Source organism: Providencia zhijiangensis (assembly GCF_030315915.2).
Lineage (GTDB): Bacteria > Pseudomonadota > Gammaproteobacteria > Enterobacterales > Enterobacteriaceae > Providencia > Providencia zhijiangensis.
Genome location: NZ_CP135990.1, coordinates 2,416,565 through 2,437,226 on the forward strand (window position 1 = coordinate 2,416,565; position 20,662 = coordinate 2,437,226).

The window sequence follows — 20,662 nt, forward strand, 5'->3', positions numbered from 1 at the left end:
ATGTCGAAAATTGTTGATATCAACGGTAACCCAATACAACGTGAAGTTTTAAAGTCCCCGCAAACCGTTAGCGTGGGACGCATGAGCCGCATTTATCCCGATCATCCTTCGCGTGGTCTGACTATCCGTAAGCTTCCACGCATCTTACAGGCGGCAGAACGCGGTGATTTAAGCGCGCAGTCCTGCCTATTCAGTGACATGGTCGAGCGTGATGGTCATATCTTTGCGGAAATGGAAAAGCGCAAGAATGCGTTATTGACGCTGGACTGGTCGATTGAACCACCTAAGAACGCGAGCAAAGCCGAACTGGACATGACCGCAAACGTGCAAGCCTGGTTTGATGCGATGCCTGAAATTGAAGATATTATTCTTAATGGTATGGAGGCGGTTGGTCATGGATTCAGTTGCCAAGAGTTAGAGTGGGAGCGATTAGATGGCACATGGTTGCCAAAAGCCCTGCATTTACGTCCGCACTATTGGTTCCGCACGCTCCCTGAGCAACGTGATGCAATCCGACTTAACACGGATGAAATGAACGGCTCTGAATTATGGTCGTTTGGGTGGCTGGTGCATCGCCATAATGCACGCAGCGGGTTTATTGCGACCAGTGGGCTTTTCCGTGTGCTCGTGTGGCCGTATCTCTTTAAAAACTTTTCGTTGCGCGATTTTGCTGAGTTCTTAGAAATTTACGGGTTACCTGCCCGTATCGCTAAATACCCCGCAGGCACCTCCGATGAGGACAAAGACAAGCTGTTAGATGCCTTGGTTAATCTGGGGCATGATGCCGTGGCAACGGTACAGCAAGGCACGGATATTAACTTTGAGAGTGCCGCAGGGGGTGGCTCTGACCCGTTCATGGAAATGATTGCCTGGGCGGAACGCACGCAATCCAAGGTAATTTTGGGGGGCACATTGACTTCGCAAGCGGATGGAAAAAGCTCCACCAATGCACTCGGTAACGTGCATAACGAAGTGCGTCATGATTTAAAAACTGCCGATGCCCGTCAGCTTGAGGGTATGTTTCGCCAGCTAATTCAAATGCTGTTGGCACTCAATGGCTATCAAGATGTGAACCCGCGCCGTTTACCTCGCTTTGTATTTGATACCCGTGAGTCAGTCGATTTACCGCAATTTGCGGATGCGATTGATAAGCTGGTTAATGGTGCAGGCGTAGACACGATCCCCTTATCCTGGGTGCATAAGAAAGCGGCTATTCCACAGGCACAAAAGGATGAGCCAGTATTACGTCCACGTCAAACGGTGCCACTATTGCCAACCCCATTAAGTTACGGGCATTCTCGCCACGGTTTGGGGGTACTCAGTCAAGTGGTCGAAGCCGATGGGATTGACCCTGCACAAATCACACTCGATAACGCACCACCCCAATCGGACAGTATCAGTGCGGCGATGAGCCAACTTTTAACGCCAATGGTCGCCGCGCTCAAGCAAGGGCAAAGCGTGGATGAGGCAATGAATATTGTCGCGCAAAGCTATCCACTTCTGGATGATGCCACGCTACAAGCATTGTTAAGCCAGGCGATTTTTGTGGCTGATGTGTGGGGGCGACTCCATGCCGACAGTTAAACAAGCCGTCGATTTACGCTATGCCATGAGCCTCCCACCTGCGGAGGCGATTGCTTACTTTGAAAGTAAAGGCTATGCCATCGGTTTTCACTGGTATGACATTGAAGCCCAAGCCCATGCCAAAGCGTTTACCGTGGCGGGTGTGCTCAAATTGGATATCTTGCACGATATTCGCCAAGCGTTAAACGAAGCCCTTGAAAAGGGTGAGACCTATGCCGACTTTGAACGGCGCTTAATCCCCATTCTTGAGCAGAAGGGTTGGCTCGGTAAAAGTTTGGTTGCGGATATGGACACGGGGGAGCTGCACGGTAAACGCTTAACGCCACGTCGATTAGACACTATATTTCAAACCAACCTGCAATCGTCATACATGGCAGGACGTTATAAGCAGCAAATGGTAACGGTGGATGAGCGTCCCTATTGGGAGCGTGTGGGGATTATGGATAACCGCATTCGTCCTTCTCATGCGGCACTTAATGGGTTTATTGCCCGTTATGATGATCCGATTTGGCAAACCATTTACCCGCCCGATGGTTATCGTTGTCGTTGCCGTGTGCGCACGCGCAGTGCTGAGGATGTTGAGCGCTTAGGGTTGATGGTGCAATCGTCTGAGGGGCGTTTGGTCGAGGTTGAGCAGGAGTATGGTGTGCCAGGTGAAACCCGAACTGTCACCGGTTTTAAAAACCCGAAAGACGGTCAAGTGTACACGCCTGACCCCGGTTTTGGGTTTAATCCTGGACAGGTAAGCTATCAGCCTGAATTGGATAAATATCACCCGACGGCAGCAAGCCAATACATCACAGGCTCACTCACAGGTGCAGATTTCCGATTGGGGTATCAAGAGGCAGTGCAAGCCCCAACACCGAACCCCGCGCAACGTTATCCCATCGCCGCACGCCCAAGTGGAACAGGAAAGACAACGGAGGCTGTTTATGTGGATGCGCCAACGATGAAGGATCTTGCTCAGCACGATATTGAACAATTAGATTATTTGTTTGTGCAAGAGATTATCGAATCCCCCCAAAGAACACGATTAGGCGATGATGGTACTCAATACTATGCAACGCAACATGATAAGCGTTGGTGGGTGGTTGAAGTCAACGGTAATCAATTGCAGCGCGTCACTACGCAAACCGACTTTTGAGGTCAATATGATCACGATAAAAATTGATACGCGAGAATATGAAGCCGCACTGCAAAAGTTGGTTGATGGTATCGAAAGTCGTGCCCCCTTGATGCGTAAAATAGCAGGCGTCATGGCGGATGCTGTTGAGGAAAACTTTGCCCAAGAAGGTCGTCCCGCGTGGTTGGGTTGGAGTCCGGCTTATGCTCGCCGCCGTGCCGGTGGTCGCATTCTGCAAGACAGTGGACGACTAGCCAGCAGTATCGGTCAATACAGTGATAATGATAGTGCCGTTGTGGGAACCAATGTGAAGTATGCCCGCATCCATCAGGAAGGGGGTGAGATTAATATGCCAGCCCGGAGTCAGCAGGCGTATTATCGTCAGCGTAAAGATGGCACCGTCGGCAATCGCTTTGTGAAAAAGTCCCGCAGTAACTTTAGTCAGTACCATACGTTGCCAGCGTATAAAATTAAAATCCCTGCGCGTCCGTTCTTGCAATTGGATGATGCCGATGAGACGCGCATTACACGCACAGTAGAAGACTATCTCACCCAATTAATTGAGTAAGTCCAAATAGTGCCTGTAAGACGCTGTGAGCGATTATCACTATTTAGAGTGTCATTGTTCGTGGTGAGGTGTTTAAATCGTTTTTAAATGGGGTTTAAATGCGTTATCGTAGCGCTAATGAATCGATAGTCTCTTAACCCCACCTTTTTTAATTTCCTCTCGAGTGCTGAACCTCTTCACACACTCCCTCTTATTGGCAGTTGCTATGCTGCCAGCATGAAAAAATACATTGCCGCTTGTGTCGCTGAAATCCTCAGCCAAAACCTTAACGAAATCCAGCTTTTCCCCGCTGGTGAGTTCCGTGCTGTCGATGGTCGCCCGTTTGAATGTGACCACTGGCTCATGACCCGTGAACTCGCCGACGTTTTAATTGCACAAGTTGCGGCACGTCAGACGCCGTATGTGATTGATTATGAGCACCAGACATTGCGTGCAGCGACCAACGGACAGCCAGCGCCTGCAGCAGGTTGGTTTACGGCGTTGGAATGGCGCGAAGGCGATGGACTGTATGCCGTCAATGTGGAATGGACGGATGCGGCGGCGGCTGCCATTAAAGCCAAAGAGTACCGCTTTATTTCCCCTGTCTTTAATTACGACAAAAACGGTCATGTGACAGTGCTGCTCCATGCTGCCCTGACCAACACCCCCGCAGTAGATGGTATGGATGAAGTGATGCTTGCCGCTGCTTCTCAGTTTGCTGCACTTTCTCAACCCACCGAAGAGGATCTCACTGTGGATGAAGAACTCATCAAAGAGCTACTCAGTAACCTGCGTTGGATGCTGAACTTGCCTGCTACGGCAACGGCTGACGATATCAAAACCGAACTGCAAAAAGCCATTGACCTAATTTCCAATGGTCAAGGCACAACCGTGGCTGCCAATCAAAGCTTGGTCGATTTACTCAAAGGTAAAGAGACGTTAATTGCTGACCTGTCCAGCAAAGCTTATGACCCTGCTAAACATGTGCCACTCGCAGGCTATCTTGAGCTACAAGAAAAGCTCAATCAAGCCGTTAATGCGGGGCAGCAGCAGGAAATGAACGGGCTTATCCAAGCCGCACTCAGCGATGGGCGTTTAAATGCGGGCATGAAGGATTGGGCGGAAGATTTAGGGCGTAAAGACCCCGACGCACTGAAAGTTTTTATTGCCAAATCTACCCCCATTGCAGCGCTGTCAACGTTGCAAACGGGCGGTAAAGCCCCAGCGGGTGCGGAGCACAGTGCAGCAGGTGCGACCGAGCTGACGGCTGAGCAGTTAGCGATTTGCAGCCAGTTCGGGCTAGACCCCGAAGAATTTAAAAAACAGTTGGGAGAATAAACCATGACCCAAGACCGAAATACCCCTCACCGCGACGGTGAATTCTTTGCGGTACGTTGCGCCGCCGCTGCACGTATCTACGGCGGGCATATTGTGTGCGCTAATGCGGCGGGGTTTGCTGTCCCAGGCGCACCCGGTTTAACCGTGTTAGGCGTCTCGGATGATTTTGCGGATAACCGCGACGGCGAACAAGGCGATATCAGCGTGATGGTACGCCGCCAAAAAGCCTTTTGTTTTGGTAATGATACCGCCAAGCCTGTCAAGCAAGCTCATGTGGGCAAATTATGCGACGTGAAAGACTCAGTGACCGTGTGTGAAGCCGATGAAGCCAGCACCACGCCAGCGGGTCGCGTGTTAGAAGTCACCGATGATGGTGTCTGGGTCATGATGGGTTAATTAGGAAAATACCATGATTGTAAATAAAGCAAACCTGAGTGCGTTATTTGTCAGTATTAATATGACGTTTAATAACGCGTTAAAAGAAGCCCCAAACACGTGGCAAAAAATTGCCATGAAGGTGCCGTCAACTGGAAAATCAGAGCAGTACAACTGGTTATCGAACTTCCCTGCAATGAAACGCTGGGTGGGTGAAAAAGCGGTTAAGTCGCTATCTGCCCATAAATACACTATCGAAAACGATGATTGGGAAGCCACGATTGAGGTTGACCGCAACGACATCGAAGATGACAGCACAGGACAATACGCTATTCAGGCGAAAGGTGCGGGTCGTTCTGCGGGTATGCTGCCTGATGAAATTGTCTTTGAAGTGTTGAACCTTGGCTTTGAGCGTCCATGCTATGACGGTCAATACTTCTTTGATACTGACCACCCAGTGGGTAAAAACTCGGTTTCCAATAAAGGCAGCAAAAAGCTGTCCATTACAACACTGGATGCAGCCATGGCGTCTTACGGTGCAGCGCGTACCGCCCTGCGCAACATGAAAGACGATGAAGGTCGTCCGTTAGATGTGAATCCCAACATTCTGTTAGTCCCACCTGCACTGGAAGATGTCGCGAATGCCCTCATGACGGCTGACCGCTTAGAAGATGGCAAAGTGAACATCTACAAAGGCACGGCGGAAGTGGTGGTCTCGGCGCGTATCACCTCCGATACCGCGTGGTTCTTGCTGGATACCACTCAAGCCGTACTGCCAATCATTTACCAAGAGCGTAAAGCGCCTGTGTTGGTTGAGCAAACCGACATGAACAGTGATGGCGTCTTTATGCGTAAGAAGTTCAAGTTCGGTGCCGAAGCACGTGCCGCAGGTGGCTATGGTTTCTGGCAGTTAGCCTATGGCTCAACAGGGAGTGACGCATAATGCCGATTATCATTACCGCTAAGATTAATGGGTTTCGTCGCTGTGGGATTGCTCACAGCGATACCGCCACGGAGTACCCTGATGACCACTTCACAAAAGAGCAGCTTGCGACGCTACAAGCGGAGCCGATGCTTGTGGTGTCTGTGGGGACTAAAGATGCGGCGAAACAGCAACCCGATGCAGGCGCAGACAAGCAGATTGCGGCGCTGAAAGCTGAAGTAAAACGCTTGACGGGTGAGAATGAATCCTTGCGTGCTGAGCTTGTATCGTTAAAAGCCACAGGCACAGTGCCATCCGATGATAAAGAATCGGATGATAAAACAGCACCGAAAGGCAAGTAACGGAGAACGTCATGTACGCCACACAAGATGACATGGTGAAAACCTTTGGGAAACGCGAGTGCGTGAGCCTGACCGATGAAAACATGACGGGAAGCGTTAATGCTGAGGTGATGGAAAATGCCTTGCAACGTGCTAGCGCTGAAATCGACGGTTACCTTGTGGGGCGTTACTCGCTCCCGTTCGCCGACGGCGCACGGATATTAACGGGGCGATGCTGTGATATCGCCCGCTATCATCTCGCTACAGCATATCGCAGGCTCAGTAATGAAATTCAAGCGCGTTATGACGATGCCATTCGCTTTTTAGTTAAAGTAGCGGAAGGCAAAATTAGCCTGGGTCGCTCGGATAATGGACAAGTGATCCAGTCATCCTCGCAAATGAAATTTGGGAGTAGCAAACGTCAGTTCGGTCGTGATTCAACCGGTGGAGGTGCATTTTGATCACCCAAATTGAAAGTGGGATCATCCAACGCCTTACGCTCGGTATGGGGCATATGTTACGTGAAATTGCCAGCTACAGCGGTGAACTCGATGTGGATATGGGCAATATCGTCCGTGCGTTTCCGGCTGCCTGGGTCACGTTCGGTGGTATCACGAACAGTAAATACACCAGTATCAGCCGCCAAAAAGTGATTGTCACGGGTAAGTTTGTGGTGATGGTGGGTGATTATAACACGCGCAGTGATGCCGCAAGCCGTATGGGTGGCGCTAACCTCAATGAGGTGGGCACCTATCGACATATACACGGTGTTCGTCGTTTGTTAACGGGGCAGGATTTAGGGTTGACCATCGACCCATTGACACCTGGCGTCGTGAGAACCCTTTACAACACGCAAATTAACGAGCAAGCGTTGTCAATTTTTGCGTGTGAGTTTGAAACACGCTGGCATGAGGATGTGCTGAAAAATGGTGAGTGGCCGGAGTTTACTCAGAACCCCGAAGATGCGGACAACCTCTTTAATCGTTATCGCGGGAAAGTTCAGCAACCTGACCCTGATTTACTGCGTGTGGGGTTGCACTATGACCCACCAGGCGTAGGCAGCGTTGAAGAGCCTGCTGATTTAGTGCCGACAAGGAAACCCACACTATGAAGACGCTTTTCGTTAAAGCCTCGCAAGGCTTGCGGGTGTCATTTGAACACCAACACCGCCGCTATATTACTGACGCGGAGGCAATCTCTGTTCCTGATACCGCGTATTATCGCCGCCTGTTGACTAATGGTGATTTAGTCTCGGTGAACAAAAAAGCCAAAAACAAAGGACAAAAATCATGACAGTAACCTTTGATACCATTCCAGGCAGCATCCGCAAGCCAGGGAAATATCTTGAGTTCAATACGCGGATGGCAACCCGAACGTTGCCCGGTAACCCGCAAACCTTATTAATCATTGCGCCCATGCTCTCATCGGCGCAAGTTGCCCCATTAACCCCCATTGATATCTATGATGACAGTGTGGCTGGGACTGCGTTTGGTGAGGGTTCACTGGCGCATCTCATGGCGAAATCCGCTATCAGTGCGAATAATTATTTGCAGCTTCAAGTGATTGGGATTGAGGAGGCCGTTGCCGGTAAAAAAGCCACGGCAACCGTGACCATTACCGCGCCAGCCACTCGTAGCGGTACGCTCTCATTGTCAGTATGTGGTGAGCGTTTAGATATTCCTGTTGAAACTGCCGATACTGCTGCAGCGCTGAATCAAGCCGTTTTAGAGGCGGTTAATGCTCGCGGTGATTTACCTGTTGTTGCGAGCTTAGAAGGTGAAGAAAGTACCGTTCTGACACTCACCGCTAAACAGTCCGGGGCTTGGGGTAATGATATTGCCCTTGAGGTTCAATCCACGGCTAAAGGGGTCACTGCAACAGTGACCGCTATGCAAGGCGGTGAAAACAATGCGGATATTCAGCCCGCTTTGGATGCGGTTTTTGCTGCGGGTCATAACATCATTGCGCAGCCGTTTAGCGATAAAGATTCGCTCTTAAAACTGCGCACCCACCTTGAAAAAGTCAGTGGTGCATTAGAGCAACGTGGCGCAATTGGTGCTGCAGGATGGACTGGCACATTGAGCACGGGCACCACCTTAGCCAGTGATATTAATGATGGTCGGACATCTATCGCATGGTATCCCGGCTCGGTGAAATTACCGTGTCAAATTTCCGCTGCATACGGTGCAGTCATTGCGTTTGAAGAAGACCCTGCGCGTCCTCTGAACACCCTTGAGCTTAAAGGCTTAGATATTGCGCCAGTGACTAAGCGTGCGGGACGCAATGAGCAAGAAAACGCCTTACACAATGGCTTAACGCCGCTTGAGGTGGGCGCAGGCAACCGCGTGCAAATTGTGCGAGCTGTCACCACCTACACCCGCAATGTGGAAGGTGTGGAAGATACAGCGCTGTTGGACTTAACCACCATTCGCACCTTGGATTATACCCGTAAAGCGTGCCGTGAGCGTCTCTCCCAGCGTTTTCCGCGTGAAAAGCTCAATGAGCGTACTCGTGCGAAAGTGCGTTCAGAATTGCTGGATGTGCTGATTAAGCTGGAAGAGGAAGAAATCCTCGAAAACGTGGAAGAAAACAAAGGGATGCTGTTGGTTGAGCGCGACGGTAAAGACCCGAACCGACTAAACGCGGCTATCCCTGCCGATGTTGTTAATGGCTTGCATGTGTTTGCGGGTCGTATTGACTTGCTCGTCTAAGGAGAACACGAATGCTAGAAGAATATGCAGGTGCGATTGTCCTCGAAATCGATGGTCGTGAAGTGGAAGTCACGAGCATGGATGTTCAACAAGTCACGGGGCGCAAGCTGGTTAAAACCATGAACAAAACCGGGCGTGCCAAAGGGTTTATGCGTGGCATTGAAACCATTGAGTTATCGATTTCAGTGGTGATCCCTTTAAATGGTGATATGGATTGGGCGGCAATTGAAGGCGCGAAACTGACGCAATACCCAATTAGTGGAACGGGTGGTAAGCGCATTTCGTACCTTGACTGCTTTGTCACCGAAGTTGGTGAGAAATACCAAGTGGATGGCGAAGCCCAACGTGACCTTAAAATGAATGCGCTGCGTAAGGTGGTTGAGTAATGGCTGATGTAAAACCCCTGATGCTACTCGATGGCATCGACCATGGCGGTAAGCGTCACCTTGAGTTTGCGGTCAAAGTGCCGGTGATGCGTGATGTGTATGACGCTCTCGATGAGACCGAAGAGGCTTGCGGTTCAACTGAAAGCAAAGGCGCTGACCTCTACTATCGCATGGCGTTGACTAAGCGCTCTCTCACGCAGCTAGGTGACATTCCGCAAGAGGATATCACGACGGACTTCTTGCTGGATAACCTCACCAGCTTGGATTATGACGTGATTGACAGCGCTATTGATGACGCAAAAAAAAAGCGGCGCGAAGCGAACAAAGACGCGACAGCTTCCGAACCGTCGTCTTAGCCCTTGGTAAGTACGGATTTACTGAGCAGCAGTGCCTATCAATGAGCCGTCCAGCCTTGGACGGCTATCTCGATGCGTTAAACCGCCTGCATGGCGGTAAGTCAACATCGTCGAAATCACAAACAACACGCGTCAAATCCCGCCGTCAACGCAAGCAGAAATCTAAACGAGGTTAATCATGGCGAAAGAATTTAAACTATCGATGGTCATTTCCGCGCGTGATGATGCCTCAAAGGCGATCACCAAAGCGATGCGGGATAGCACTAAAGAGAGTCAGAACGCCGAAAAAGCCCAAGAGAAACTCGGTAAGCGCCAACGTACCACGTCAGAAGAAGGTATTCGCCAGAATCGTGCATTAGGCGAAGAAATCAAACGCCAAAACCGTGCCAGGGAAACCCTTGGTATTCGTGCTGAGCGTGCCATTCAGCGTGAAATTCAGCAAACCATGGCAGCGTATAACCGGTTAGCCCGTAGCGGAACATTGTCAGTTGATGAACAATCCCGCGCTTATGAGCGTATGCGCCAACGTGTGAGCCAACTCAAAACCGAGATGCAAGGCATGAGTAAGTTAGCCCGCTTATCGGATATTGGCGGAAGCTTAGCGCAGATTGGCGGTGCGATGGTCGCAGGCGGTATGGCTTATGCAGAGCCAGTTAAAAAGCAGATGAGCTATGAGCAACGATTAGCATATATGAGTAATACCGCTTTCAGTGATCGTGATGCAGCAGGTAGACAAGAAGGAATGAAAAACCTTGATACGCTTATCCGAAAATCTGTCGCTGAAGGTGGAGGTTCAATTGATGAGGCTGCTGAGGTATTAAGTAAATTACTCTCAGAAGGGATTTTCACTGATAAGGAAATTAATGGGCTTCTTCCATTAATTCAAAGATATAGCACTGCGTCAGGTGTTCAAAGTTTAGATTTAGCAGCCGTTTCTGCGGCATTAAAAAAGAACTTTGGGATTAGCGATCCAAAGGATATTAAAACCGCTTTAGATATGGCGCTAAAAGGTGGGCAAGAAGGTGCTTTTGAATTACCTGATATGGCTAAATGGTTAGCACAACAATTATCAGCAGCAAATAGTGTGGGTATGAATGGACTGGATGACTTTGCATCAATTGTTGCTGCTAACCAAGCGGTAGTCTCCACTGCAGGTACAAATGACCAAGCCGGTAATAACTTAATGAACTTTCTTCTTAAATTAAATAGCCGCGAGTTAGGCACTGCAGCTGAGAGAATTAAAGTAGATGGTTATGGTATTGACCTGTCTGGGACACTTATTAATGCTAGAGAAAAAGGGATTGATCCGATTGATGCTTTTATTGGTCTTACTGACAAGATAGCCGCTAATAACCCCAAATATAAAGCATTGCAAGATAAGTTAAATAAAACAGATAAAAATGACCCTGAACACCAAAGGACGTTAGCTGCAATGGCTAAAATAGCGGAAGGTTCCGCTATTGGTCAATTAATTGGAGACCAAGGCACACTAATGGCTGTCATTGGCTTGAAAGGTCAAGCTGAATATAGAAATGAAGTAAAGAAAAAAGTATTAGAACAAAAAAATAAAGCCGATGGTCAAGGTGAAGGTGATATTCAATTTGCTGTAATCTCTGCGGGTAATCAGTTTAAAGCCGATCAAGCTGGTAACGCTAAACAGTTTGCAGAAATGGACTCAGCAAAACCAGTATCAGATGCACTTGGTACATTAGCGGACAAATTCACTGATTTTAGCAAAGAGTTTCCGATGCTAACCACTGCCGCTATGGGGGCAAAAACCGCGATTGAGGCGATGACACAAGCGGCTGTTGCCTTTGCTGCATTGAAGTTTCTATTTGGTGGTGGGTCTGGATTAAGCAGCATTCTAGGTGGTAAAGGCGCACCTAAGCCGGGCATGTTCAACCCTATCGGTGGTGCTGGAACAGGTGGGCTTCCTGTTCACGTCACGAATTGGCACGAGAGTGGATTTAATGATCAGGATAAAGGCTTATTAGCTAAGTTCGGTGCGTATGCATCGACAATTATCGACATTGAAAATAGTGATATTGCTAAAGAGAACCTAAAAAAATTAAGTGATGACCGATTACAAAAGTTTAAAGATGAAGGATTGGAAGGTTCAAAATATGATTATTTACCTGCAGGTCTCGATGCCTGGTTGCAAAAACGCGACCAGCGACTAGAAGATAATCCCATCAGTGTTAGCCCTTATTTAAAGGGTGAGTCTACATCGCCTTTTCTTAACAATGAGCGAGCCATTGATAAAGATGTAATCACCTTTGATACTCTTGAAAAATCTGGTGTTCTTCAACCTTTACTTGATTTGACTCAAGCCCTTAAAAACCCGCCACCGCAACCTGTCATTGAGGTTCGTAGCGTTGTCGAACTCGACGGTCAGCAAGTGGCTGAGTCGGTCAATCGAGTTAATGGACAAGATGCCGGTCGTTCTACTGGAGGAATGTTCCCATGAGTTGGCAATCTGACTTACAAAATGCCTCATTTCGTGGAGCGCGTTTCGATGTGTATAACGCCAAAGACAGCATATCGCGTGACGTTGCCACTCATGAATACCCGTTTGTGGACGGTGGCGATGTGATGGATTTGGGGCGTAAGCCGCGTAATTTTCGCATCAGCGCCGTGCTATGGGGTGACAACTACAAGCGGGATATGGATAACCTGATTGCGGTGCTCGATGAGCCTGGTAAAGGTGAATTAATTCACCCTGTTTTTGGCTCCATCCCCAACGCACAGTGCATTGAATACAGTATCGGTCATGAAGCCGATAACATTGATAGTTGCACGTTAGAATTGGTGTTTCTCGAAGGTACAACAGGCACACAACTGGCAGAAGCGCACCCAGAGCAGCTCGGTGATGATATCTTTGACAAGATAAATCAGCTCTCAGAGCGCATGAGTGATTTATTTGAGCAAGTCATGGCACCAGTGAATAAGGGGTTACGTTATCTTGCCAAAGGTAAAGCGGCACTTTCAGGCATGATGAACACCTTAATTATCATGCGTGGTGATTTTAATGGTGCATTCAGTGATGGCGTGAATTACCTCAGTTATCCGCGTGCTTTTATTAATGATTTGCAGTCGGTTTTAGATGTCCGCACCAGTGCTGTGGGTGATTTATTAAATTTAAAATTCCCGGGTGTGATTAATACTAATCAGAGCAATGGTTACAAAGGCTACACCTCGCCCGTCATGACCTCGACGACGCCACAAAACGGCTATTTACCGAGTGCCTCGACATCAATCAATGTCGAAAAAGGCGTCAATGCAACGACTTTACTCTCTGCGTGGGGTGATAGTGTTGCGGTGGTTAATGAGTTGGTCAATCTGCCTGCATTGCTCGTGCAAGATGAACTTATCGCCACGGTGCCGATGCCAGGTAATGCACAATTATCCGACGTCCAAGATTTAATTGCGTTGTATCAGGTGCTTGCGGTATCTGAAATCGCAGCTATCACAGTACAAGTGTTATCTGACCCTGTTCAGCCTGAACAAATGTCGTTAGATGATATTGAGTTGATGGTCAATACGGTGAGAGAACTCACGTTACAGGCGATTAATACCCTTCGCCAGGACTATGAGCCGCGCACTCAATCCATCAGCTCAGATGCAGAGCCGATAGGCTTACTGTGGCATGGCGTGGTGACGTCCTTAAAATCGGTAGCATTAGGTGTGCAAACGCTCGGTTTGCGGGTCATTGAGAAACGTCCGCCATTAACTCGCCGAACACTGACTACTGAGACTAACTTTCATTTATTAGCCCATGCCTGGTATGGCGATTATCGCCGAGCCAGTGAATTACAGCGCTTAAATCCGCGCACGCGTAACCCGAATCACTTGCAAGCAGGAGATATCATCAATGCCTACGCAAGATAACGCTCCCTCTCAAGATAAAATCACTTTGTTAATTGGTGGTCAGGCTCACAGTGATTGGCAAACCTATCGCATTGACAGTGACTTTTTAAAAGCGGCTGATGCCTGGCAACTTTCGTTAGGCTTGCCCGAGGGTATCTTTCCAGTTGATGCCGTTCGTGGGGCTGCCGTAAAAGTCAAAATGAATGATGATGTGATTTTGTCTGGGCGAATCGATACGGTTGCGCGTGACGTGTCCCGCCGTGGTGTCACATTGAGCCTTTCGGGGCGTGATGATTCTGCGATTTTAGTCGATTGCGCCGCCCCGATATTCAGCGCCCGTCAACTCCGTTTGGATGAAGTGATTGCCAGCATTGTGCGCCCACTTGGGATTAAAAAAATCCGTATACAGGCTGAGGGTGTGACTCGTAATGACCGCGTGCATATTGAGCCTGGTGAGCGTGCGTGGGATTCATTGATGAAAGCGGCAGCGGGACGTGGTTTGCATCCGTGGTTTGATCCAGATGGGACATTGGTAATAGGTGGCCCCGATTATAACCAGCCACCCGTGGCTAATCTCATTATGCGACGCGATGGGCAAGGCAATAATTTAATTTCACTTTCCGATAGCCGCAGTATTCAAGGGTGTTTTTCTGAGTTGATGATCCTCGGGCAAAGTCACGCCACATCGACCAGCAATAAAAAATTACCGACTAAACCTGTCGATGTGGATGTCCCTAATAACTCATCACCAAAAGCATATGCAGTGACATTTAATGCCATAGAAGATGATGACGAACCGGCTGCAATATCCAGCGCATCAGGTCAACATAATATGAAAATCAAAGTGACCGACCCAACGGTGCCGTACTATCGCCCGCAAATTCTGACCTCGGGTGATGTTGATAATCAGGAGCAGCTCCAGTACCGCGCCAAAAAAGCAATGGCAGATGCCCGCCTATCAGGGCTAGACATTGTTGCCGAGGTCTATGGTCACCGAACGCCAGACGGAAAACTGTGGACGCCAGGGCAACGTGTGCGCATCCAAAGCGAATTACATGGCATTGATGATATTTTCTTTTTAATGGGGCGTACGTTCATTGGGGGGCGTCCTGGTGGTGCGACCACACAGTTACGCTTTAAAGAAGATGCCGTTTGGATACCGGATGCATTTCCGAAACAGAAAAAAGGGAAAAAAGGCAGTAAAAAGAAAGGGAAAGACCAAATTAGAGCGGTGGATGTTAGTGGAGGCAATTAATCATGTGGAGCCATATTAATCAACGCATTAATCAAGCTTTAAACAGCATTAGAATGGCATTTAGGGCTGAGTTAAATGCCACGGATAGCGAAGGCAAAGTCCAAACGATGCAAGGTGAAGGTCTATCGGGTGAGCCACTGCAGGGACAAGAGATTTTTCAGCACTATGGCTTTACCTCTCGCCCTTTACCCGGCACAGAAGCCATAGTTTTGCCGCTGGGCGGGCATTCCTCTCATGGTATTGTGATTGCTACCGAGCATGGTGCTTATCGCCTTGCGGGGCTGGAGACTGGCGAAGTCGCTTTGTATACCGATGAAGGCGCTAAAATTGTGTTAAAGCGGGGTCGTATCATTGATGTTGAATGTGATGTTTATCGGGTTAACTGCAAGCAATATGAAGTGAATGCCGAAGATAAAGCGGATTTTAACACACCTATGGTCACCACCAGTGAGCAGCTCACCGCCATGAAACAAATCACAGGCAATGGCGGGATGGCAATTAAAGGTGGTAAAGGGGCTAACTTTGAGGGTAATATCACGCAGACCTCGGGTAGCTATAAAACCGACGGTGATGTTCAAGCCGGTGATATTTCACTGCAACGCCATAAGCACCCAAATGGTAATAATGGTGCGGATACAGGCTCTTCTAAAGCTTAACACCCTCTCATAAAGTGCTGAACCTCTTCACACACTAACGCTTTACCCATGCTGCGATACTGCGCAGCATGGACAGAGCACTCGATACTTCAACCGGTGACTACACCGGAACTCAAACCAACAACCTCTCAAATGCCGTGTATTTACGTCTAATGACGCCGCTCGGCAGTTATTGGGCTGACCCGTTGCTCGGCTCTCGATTGCACGAATTAACACGCGAAAAAGATGTTTCACGCGTCTATTTATTGGCGCGTCAATACGCAGAGCAAGCCTTACAGCCATTATTGGATGATGGTCGCGCTTTATCGATTAGCGTTACGGTACATCGCGATGGCTTAAAACGGGCGGTATTGTGGATTGAGATCATCGATGCAGGCAACGAACCCCAAACGTTCAAGCACAATGTGAGGATTGCCTGATGTTTATTACGCCAACCTTTGACCAAATCCGCGACACGCTCTTAAATGACTTGAAAAATCAGCTACCAGATGCGGATATTGGTACTGATAGCGATTACTTTGTGCGTGCGTCCTCAGTCGCCAGTGTTGCATTAGGGATTTACCAGCATCAAAGCTGGATTGTGCGCCAAATATTCCCCGATACTGCAGACAGTGATTATTTAGAGCTACATGCTCGTACACGTAGTTTAATTCGTAAACCTGCAACTACCGCGAAAGGTATTGCGGTCATTACCGGTACAAAAGATACGGTATTGCCTGCGGGAAGCCAATTGCGGGGTGAAAACACCTCCTGCTTTACCACGGCTGAGGTGACATTACCCGCTGATGGTAAAGTTTCCGTGCCCATTCAGGCTAACCAGTCCGGTACAAGTAGTAACTTATCCAAGCCGACCACAGCAGAATTAGTCAATGCCCCTATGGGGATCAACTCGTTGGTTGCCATTAATCAGCTTTCTGGCGGGACAGATATTGAAACCGATGCCAGCTTACTCGCGCGATTGTTAGATGTTATTCGTCGCCCTCCTGCAGGTGGTAATAAGTACGATTATCGCCGCTGGGCGCTAGAAGTACCTGGCGTCACGAATGCCTTTGTTTACCCTTTGCGCCGTGGGTTGGGAACGGTTGATATCGCGATTATATCCGCTGATGGGCTTCCTTCTCGCGATATCATTGAGGCTGCGCAGGCTCACATTGATGATGTTCGACCTGTCACCGCGAAGAATTCTTACGTTCTCGCACCAACTGAACGTTACGTTGATTTTGAGGTTGAAGTCACGCTTGAGGGCATTAGCTTAGAATCCGCCAAGAACCAAGTTGAAACTGAAATTAATGCGGTTATGGGGCGTATCGCTCCCGGTCAAAAGTTAATTCGCAGTGAAGTCGAAACAGCTATTTCATTAATCCCTGGCATTACTGACCGCCTTATTATTAAGCCTGCGGGTAATGTGATCGCCCTGGTCGATGATAAAAATCTTGAATGGTTGCGACCAGGTAACATTGTGGTGAGGTTGCCAAAATGAAGACCTTGCTTAAGCAGCTCTTGCCCCCTGTTAGTTATGCTTTGGATGCGCCACGTTTAGACGTCGAACTGCAAGCCGAAGCAAACCGTTTCACGCTCATTCAAGATAGCGCTGACCTTGTTAGAAATAGCATTACGCCTTTTTTCTCTAATAGCTTGCTGCCTGATTGGGAGCGCGTTTTAGATTTAACGCCGGATGCCAATTTAAGCTACCAACAACGCCTAGAGCTGGTTTTAGTCAAACTGGCTGAAACAGGCGGTTTATCTATCCCTTACTTTGTTCAGCTCGCTAAAAAACTGGGCTACGACATTACGATTGATGAGCTAGACCCCTTTCAGGTTGGCGTCAGTCGAGCGGGAGACCGACTCACTCATCCGGGTATTTTATGGGTTTGGGTCGTTAATATCTTTGGTGCGAAATCACTAGTTTATCGATTTAGATCCGGTGGCTCAGTTGCTGGTGAACGCTTGTCATTTTGGGCTGATACCGTCATTGAAACCGTATTTAATGACCTCAAGCCCGCTCATACATTCTGTTATTTTACTTATCAGGAGTCTTGATATGCAGGACTTAATGCCCCCAATTAACACGCAAGACAGTATCTTTCATGATGGTGACCCTACCACTGGGCAGTTAGGTACAATCGTCGCTGCATTATGGCTTAACAACGTGCAAGCAGCCACGCGCGACGTACAGGCTGAAATCAAAAACGTACTTGCGAAAGCGGGTATGACACCAGACCCAAAAAAGACGAATCAGCTTGCGGATGCAATTAGCCAAATAGTGACTAGCGGAAATTATGCTACCACCGCTTATGTTGATAACGGTCTCAATAAGAAAATTGATAAAGCGAACATTTCAGGCGTAAAGGGCAACGATAATGACAAAGTGCCTAGCCTGAATTTGTTTACTACTGAGATTGGAAAATTAGCATCAATTGGATACAGCTTTTCAAAAACTGAATCAGACGGCAGATATCAACCTAAAGGGGACTACGCCCCTGCGGGTGACTATGCAACCAACACCGCGCTAAACAACGGACTAAATGCGAAGTTTGATAAAACATCGATAGTACAAATTACGGGTTCATCAACAACACAGGTTATGAGTCAAGATGCAGCAACAAAAGCATTCATGAAGCCTGGAGATTTTGGTTTAGGGGCAACAAAAACAACTGAATTGATAAAAGAGAATGATTATACAAATTCTGTGGGTAGGACTTTTGGTTTTATTTACAATAACTCTGATGCCATTGGCGCCCCATCCAATTTTGGCGGAGGTATAGTATTTGGTCGCGATCCTAAATTATCGGCATCAATTTTGTACTCTCCTGATTGGACTACTCGCTTATATTTGTCATCAGCAATAGATAATACATCAGGGAAAATGTCAGGTTTTGTCGAGTTTTACTCAACTGGGAATACAAAAATAGACCGAAATGGTAACTTAAAAGCTTCTGGTTCTTCTGATGCATTAACTGACTTTCCCGTGGGTGCGCCTATACCTTGGCCTCAATCAACCGCACCAGCGGGTTATTTAGTTTGTAACGGACAAACATTCAATAAAAACACTTACCCTCTTCTGGCACAAGCTTACCCATCAGGGATATTACCCGACCTGCGTGGTGAGTTTATTCGCGGCCTTGACGCTGGGCGCAATATTGATAATGGCCGTGCCGTTTTATCGGCTCAAAGTGATGCGATTAGGAATATCACTGGCAGTATTGAAACAGCTAAAAGCAATACGAATGGGGAGGGGGCATTTTCATCATCAACAAATGGAACCACTGGTGCTGCGTCTGACTCTACAGGTAGCGTTAAGTTATACGCTAAAGCAGTATTTAAAGCTTCAGATTCCGTGCCAACCGCAAATGAAAATCGTCCTCGTAACATTGCATTTTTATATATAGTGAGAGTAGCATAATGAAAAACTATAATTTAGAGATTGAACAAGCCGAAATTAGCGAAAATGGTTTAGCAACAAAAGCAGGTTGGATTAAAGTTTATATTGCAGACCCACACACGCGTGAATATTTGAACGCGAGCATGGAGAATATTTATTTTGATGTCAGCGTATCCGCTGGTGCTTATATTGATGCGCCTGAATTACCAACAAAAGCGGGCTTCGCGGTGATACGTAGTAAAGATGGTTCTAAGTGGGAAATCGTCGCTGATAACAGAAATAAAACCGCATACAACACAGAAAATCGCCAACCGATTGTTATTGATTTTATTGGTGATTTACCAACAACACTCACTCTATTAGAGCCAAAAACTGAGTTTGATAAATGGGATGGTCAAAAATGGGTGACTGATACGCAAGCACAAAAAGCGGCATTTATTGCTCAGGCTGAGAGTGAAAAAGCACAGCGCTTAGAGGAGGCAGAGCAGTATATCGCAATGCTTGAGCGCAAAGTACGTCTAAACATGGCGACAGACGAAGAAAAAGCACTGCTGACAGCGTGGGAAATCTATAGCGTCAAAGTTGCTGATATCGATACATCATTAGCGCCAGATATTAAATACCCTCAAAAACCATAATATCTAAGGCAAGCTGTAAGGCTTGCCAAATTTTCCATGTAAATTATTTCTATCAATTCCGCACAGTGCAAAATCCATCTTTTTATATCTTTCCTTTTATGCGAAATTGTCCGCCAATTAGTGCAAATCATTTCGCCGCTCTACATAGTTCATTGATAAAAACACGGTGATACATCCAACATCACTAAGAGAATGATATACTAGCCTTCTAATTAGTTTCAACTAGTCCAAAAATGACATTGCAACTATGTAACAAAATATTTTTCTCTATACAAACAAGACGAGTTAGTAAATTAGTTATTTATTATCAATGGCTTATACAAATTAACAGCCAGTGAATATCACCTAGTAAACTCAGGTGAAATAGCACATAGCAAGACAATTCACTAAAAACCAATCACTTTCCCGCCAATAAATCCAAAAATAAAGGAAATAAACAGAATAATTTAACACTGTAACAAAGTTAATCGTTTCACGATAACATTGGTGTTTTTTTGAGTCAAAAACCACATTAAGTGAGCATTTTCTGTAAAAGAAAGTAAAAAATATATGTTTTACATATATAACTATTTCGCAACATAAAACATCAATAACTTACATTTTTGAACTGTATGCTACAAATTAATTAAACGCTATATTTTTAAAGTAACCTAGTGAATTTAATGCACCTACACATTCAACATAACAAAACATTAACGTTAAGGAAGTCGAACATTCACTTTACTTGATGAATATCACAAAAATATGAACATTACTGATTATCGATAATCTTATTTTAATATTATGAATACATAAACACTCGAAAATTATTGAACTTTAAGATTATCAAAACGAGAATAACTAGAATTATTCACCAATATACTACTTTACAGATGTTCTTTTGTTGTAATATCAATGAAAGTTTTATTTGCTGTTTTTTTAATATCAACTAAGAATATTCTTAATGGTCTATTTAATCCAAACCAACATAAGGCTGTTCATGTGGTATGGCATAATTTAATTTCTAGCATAATTTCATCGCCATCATATTTTTTAATAAAAATTCATTTTAGATAAAACTATAAATGGATTAATCCTTTAACATTATCATTTAAGTGATTTTACTTATAGCGTTGATATGCTTTATTTTTATTAACTAAATTTTGGTTTCAAAAAAACCAAGAGCTCTACAATACAAGGAA

22 protein-coding genes are annotated in these 20,662 nt (G+C 46.8%); all 22 read left to right on the plus strand.

Going from position 1 to position 20,662, the window contains the following annotated elements:
- Complete coding sequence (locus QS795_RS11140) at positions 1–1,584, plus strand: DUF935 domain-containing protein (protein ID WP_282971800.1); 1,584 nt, start codon at positions 1–3, stop codon at positions 1,582–1,584.
- Positions 1,571–2,728 carry a phage head morphogenesis protein gene (locus QS795_RS11145; RefSeq protein ID WP_318626493.1) on the plus strand — a complete coding sequence of 386 codons (1,158 nt, stop codon included), beginning with the start codon at positions 1,571–1,573 and terminating at the stop codon, positions 2,726–2,728. The genes QS795_RS11140 and QS795_RS11145 overlap by 14 nt, the downstream gene beginning before the upstream one ends.
- 7 nt (positions 2,729–2,735) lie before the next feature.
- Positions 2,736–3,275: a phage virion morphogenesis protein gene (locus tag QS795_RS11150; protein ID WP_286268786.1), complete on the plus strand. Its 540-nt coding sequence runs from the start codon at positions 2,736–2,738 to the stop codon at positions 3,273–3,275.
- A 216-nt stretch (positions 3,276–3,491) separates the two neighbouring features.
- On the plus strand, positions 3,492–4,592 hold the full coding sequence (locus QS795_RS11155; protein WP_286268787.1) for a phage protease: 1,101 nt from the start codon (positions 3,492–3,494) through the stop codon (positions 4,590–4,592).
- A 3-nt stretch (positions 4,593–4,595) separates the two neighbouring features.
- Positions 4,596–4,988: a hypothetical protein gene (locus tag QS795_RS11160; protein ID WP_286268791.1), complete on the plus strand. Its 393-nt coding sequence runs from the start codon at positions 4,596–4,598 to the stop codon at positions 4,986–4,988.
- A gap of 13 nt (positions 4,989–5,001) precedes the next feature.
- Positions 5,002–5,910 carry a Mu-like prophage major head subunit gpT family protein gene (locus QS795_RS11165; RefSeq protein ID WP_286268793.1) on the plus strand — a complete coding sequence of 303 codons (909 nt, stop codon included), beginning with the start codon at positions 5,002–5,004 and terminating at the stop codon, positions 5,908–5,910.
- Positions 5,910–6,251 (plus strand): HI1506-related protein, encoded by a 342-nt coding sequence (locus QS795_RS11170; protein WP_286268794.1) that lies wholly within the window; start codon positions 5,910–5,912, stop codon positions 6,249–6,251. The genes QS795_RS11165 and QS795_RS11170 overlap by 1 nt, the downstream gene beginning before the upstream one ends.
- Positions 6,252–6,262: 11 nt before the next feature.
- Positions 6,263–6,691: a gp436 family protein gene (locus QS795_RS11175; protein ID WP_318626494.1), complete on the plus strand. Its 429-nt coding sequence runs from the start codon at positions 6,263–6,265 to the stop codon at positions 6,689–6,691.
- A complete protein-coding gene (locus QS795_RS11180; RefSeq protein WP_318626495.1) occupies positions 6,688–7,341 on the plus strand; it encodes a DUF1834 family protein in 654 nt (217 codons plus the stop codon). The genes QS795_RS11175 and QS795_RS11180 overlap by 4 nt, the downstream gene beginning before the upstream one ends.
- Positions 7,338–7,523, plus strand: coding sequence for a hypothetical protein (locus QS795_RS11185; protein ID WP_272688883.1), 186 nt, complete (start codon positions 7,338–7,340; stop codon positions 7,521–7,523). Before QS795_RS11180 ends, QS795_RS11185 begins: the two co-directional genes overlap by 4 nt.
- On the plus strand, positions 7,517–8,941 hold the full coding sequence (locus QS795_RS11190; protein WP_286269157.1) for a phage tail sheath C-terminal domain-containing protein: 1,425 nt from the start codon (positions 7,517–7,519) through the stop codon (positions 8,939–8,941). Before QS795_RS11185 ends, QS795_RS11190 begins: the two co-directional genes overlap by 7 nt.
- 11 nt (positions 8,942–8,952) lie before the next feature.
- Positions 8,953–9,327, plus strand: a complete 375-nt coding sequence (locus QS795_RS11195) for a phage tail protein (protein WP_286268798.1) — start codon at positions 8,953–8,955, stop codon at positions 9,325–9,327.
- On the plus strand, positions 9,327–9,683 hold the full coding sequence (locus QS795_RS11200; protein WP_272688885.1) for a hypothetical protein: 357 nt from the start codon (positions 9,327–9,329) through the stop codon (positions 9,681–9,683). The genes QS795_RS11195 and QS795_RS11200 overlap by 1 nt, the downstream gene beginning before the upstream one ends.
- A 178-nt stretch (positions 9,684–9,861) precedes the next feature.
- On the plus strand, positions 9,862–12,150 hold the full coding sequence (locus tag QS795_RS11205; protein ID WP_318626496.1) for a phage tail tape measure protein: 2,289 nt from the start codon (positions 9,862–9,864) through the stop codon (positions 12,148–12,150).
- On the plus strand, positions 12,147–13,571 hold the full coding sequence (locus QS795_RS11210) for a DNA circularization protein (protein WP_286268802.1): 1,425 nt from the start codon (positions 12,147–12,149) through the stop codon (positions 13,569–13,571). Before QS795_RS11205 ends, QS795_RS11210 begins: the two co-directional genes overlap by 4 nt.
- On the plus strand, positions 13,555–14,805 hold the full coding sequence (locus tag QS795_RS11215) for a phage baseplate assembly protein (protein ID WP_286268803.1): 1,251 nt from the start codon (positions 13,555–13,557) through the stop codon (positions 14,803–14,805). The genes QS795_RS11210 and QS795_RS11215 overlap by 17 nt, the downstream gene beginning before the upstream one ends.
- 2 nt (positions 14,806–14,807) lie before the next feature.
- The gene (locus QS795_RS11220; protein ID WP_286268805.1) at positions 14,808–15,461 is read left to right on the plus strand and encodes a phage baseplate assembly protein V; all 654 of its coding nucleotides are present in this window, start codon (positions 14,808–14,810) and stop codon (positions 15,459–15,461) included.
- Positions 15,462–15,529: 68 nt separating this feature from the next.
- Positions 15,530–15,880: a phage GP46 family protein gene (locus tag QS795_RS11225; protein WP_318626497.1), complete on the plus strand. Its 351-nt coding sequence runs from the start codon at positions 15,530–15,532 to the stop codon at positions 15,878–15,880.
- Positions 15,877–16,941: a baseplate J/gp47 family protein gene (locus QS795_RS11230; protein ID WP_418055380.1), complete on the plus strand. Its 1,065-nt coding sequence runs from the start codon at positions 15,877–15,879 to the stop codon at positions 16,939–16,941. Before QS795_RS11225 ends, QS795_RS11230 begins: the two co-directional genes overlap by 4 nt.
- Positions 16,938–17,501: a YmfQ family protein gene (locus QS795_RS11235; protein ID WP_318626499.1), complete on the plus strand. Its 564-nt coding sequence runs from the start codon at positions 16,938–16,940 to the stop codon at positions 17,499–17,501. The genes QS795_RS11230 and QS795_RS11235 overlap by 4 nt, the downstream gene beginning before the upstream one ends.
- 1 nt (position 17,502) lies before the next feature.
- Positions 17,503–18,864, plus strand: a complete 1,362-nt coding sequence (locus tag QS795_RS11240) for a phage tail protein (protein ID WP_286268809.1) — start codon at positions 17,503–17,505, stop codon at positions 18,862–18,864.
- The gene (locus QS795_RS11245; protein WP_286268811.1) at positions 18,864–19,481 is read left to right on the plus strand and encodes a tail fiber assembly protein; all 618 of its coding nucleotides are present in this window, start codon (positions 18,864–18,866) and stop codon (positions 19,479–19,481) included. Before QS795_RS11240 ends, QS795_RS11245 begins: the two co-directional genes overlap by 1 nt.
- Positions 19,482–20,662 lie beyond the last annotated feature (1,181 nt).

Excerpts from the sequence above, each read along its gene's own strand:
- QS795_RS11145 (WP_318626493.1), top strand. The coding sequence starts at position 1,571 with ATGCCGACAGTTAAACAAGCCGTCGATTTACGCTATGCCATGAGCCTC.
- QS795_RS11185 (WP_272688883.1), top strand. The coding sequence starts at position 7,338 with ATGAAGACGCTTTTCGTTAAAGCCTCGCAAGGCTTGCGGGTGTCATTT.
- QS795_RS11205 (WP_318626496.1), top strand. The coding sequence starts at position 9,862 with ATGGCGAAAGAATTTAAACTATCGATGGTCATTTCCGCGCGTGATGAT.
- QS795_RS11220 (WP_286268805.1), top strand. The coding sequence starts at position 14,808 with ATGTGGAGCCATATTAATCAACGCATTAATCAAGCTTTAAACAGCATT.
- QS795_RS11195 (WP_286268798.1), top strand. The coding sequence starts at position 8,953 with ATGCTAGAAGAATATGCAGGTGCGATTGTCCTCGAAATCGATGGTCGT.
- QS795_RS11245 (WP_286268811.1), top strand. The coding sequence starts at position 18,864 with ATGAAAAACTATAATTTAGAGATTGAACAAGCCGAAATTAGCGAAAAT.
- QS795_RS11175 (WP_318626494.1), top strand. The coding sequence starts at position 6,263 with ATGTACGCCACACAAGATGACATGGTGAAAACCTTTGGGAAACGCGAG.
- QS795_RS11240 (WP_286268809.1), top strand. The coding sequence starts at position 17,503 with ATGCAGGACTTAATGCCCCCAATTAACACGCAAGACAGTATCTTTCAT.
- QS795_RS11150 (WP_286268786.1), top strand. The coding sequence starts at position 2,736 with ATGATCACGATAAAAATTGATACGCGAGAATATGAAGCCGCACTGCAA.
- QS795_RS11155 (WP_286268787.1), top strand. The coding sequence starts at position 3,492 with ATGAAAAAATACATTGCCGCTTGTGTCGCTGAAATCCTCAGCCAAAAC.
- QS795_RS11170 (WP_286268794.1), top strand. The coding sequence starts at position 5,910 with ATGCCGATTATCATTACCGCTAAGATTAATGGGTTTCGTCGCTGTGGG.
- QS795_RS11200 (WP_272688885.1), top strand. The coding sequence starts at position 9,327 with ATGGCTGATGTAAAACCCCTGATGCTACTCGATGGCATCGACCATGGC.
- QS795_RS11165 (WP_286268793.1), top strand. The coding sequence starts at position 5,002 with ATGATTGTAAATAAAGCAAACCTGAGTGCGTTATTTGTCAGTATTAAT.
- QS795_RS11235 (WP_318626499.1), top strand. The coding sequence starts at position 16,938 with ATGAAGACCTTGCTTAAGCAGCTCTTGCCCCCTGTTAGTTATGCTTTG.
- QS795_RS11215 (WP_286268803.1), top strand. The coding sequence starts at position 13,555 with ATGCCTACGCAAGATAACGCTCCCTCTCAAGATAAAATCACTTTGTTA.
- QS795_RS11160 (WP_286268791.1), top strand. The coding sequence starts at position 4,596 with ATGACCCAAGACCGAAATACCCCTCACCGCGACGGTGAATTCTTTGCG.
- QS795_RS11210 (WP_286268802.1), top strand. The coding sequence starts at position 12,147 with ATGAGTTGGCAATCTGACTTACAAAATGCCTCATTTCGTGGAGCGCGT.
- QS795_RS11140 (WP_282971800.1), top strand. The coding sequence starts at position 1 with ATGTCGAAAATTGTTGATATCAACGGTAACCCAATACAACGTGAAGTT.
- QS795_RS11225 (WP_318626497.1), top strand. The coding sequence starts at position 15,530 with ATGGACAGAGCACTCGATACTTCAACCGGTGACTACACCGGAACTCAA.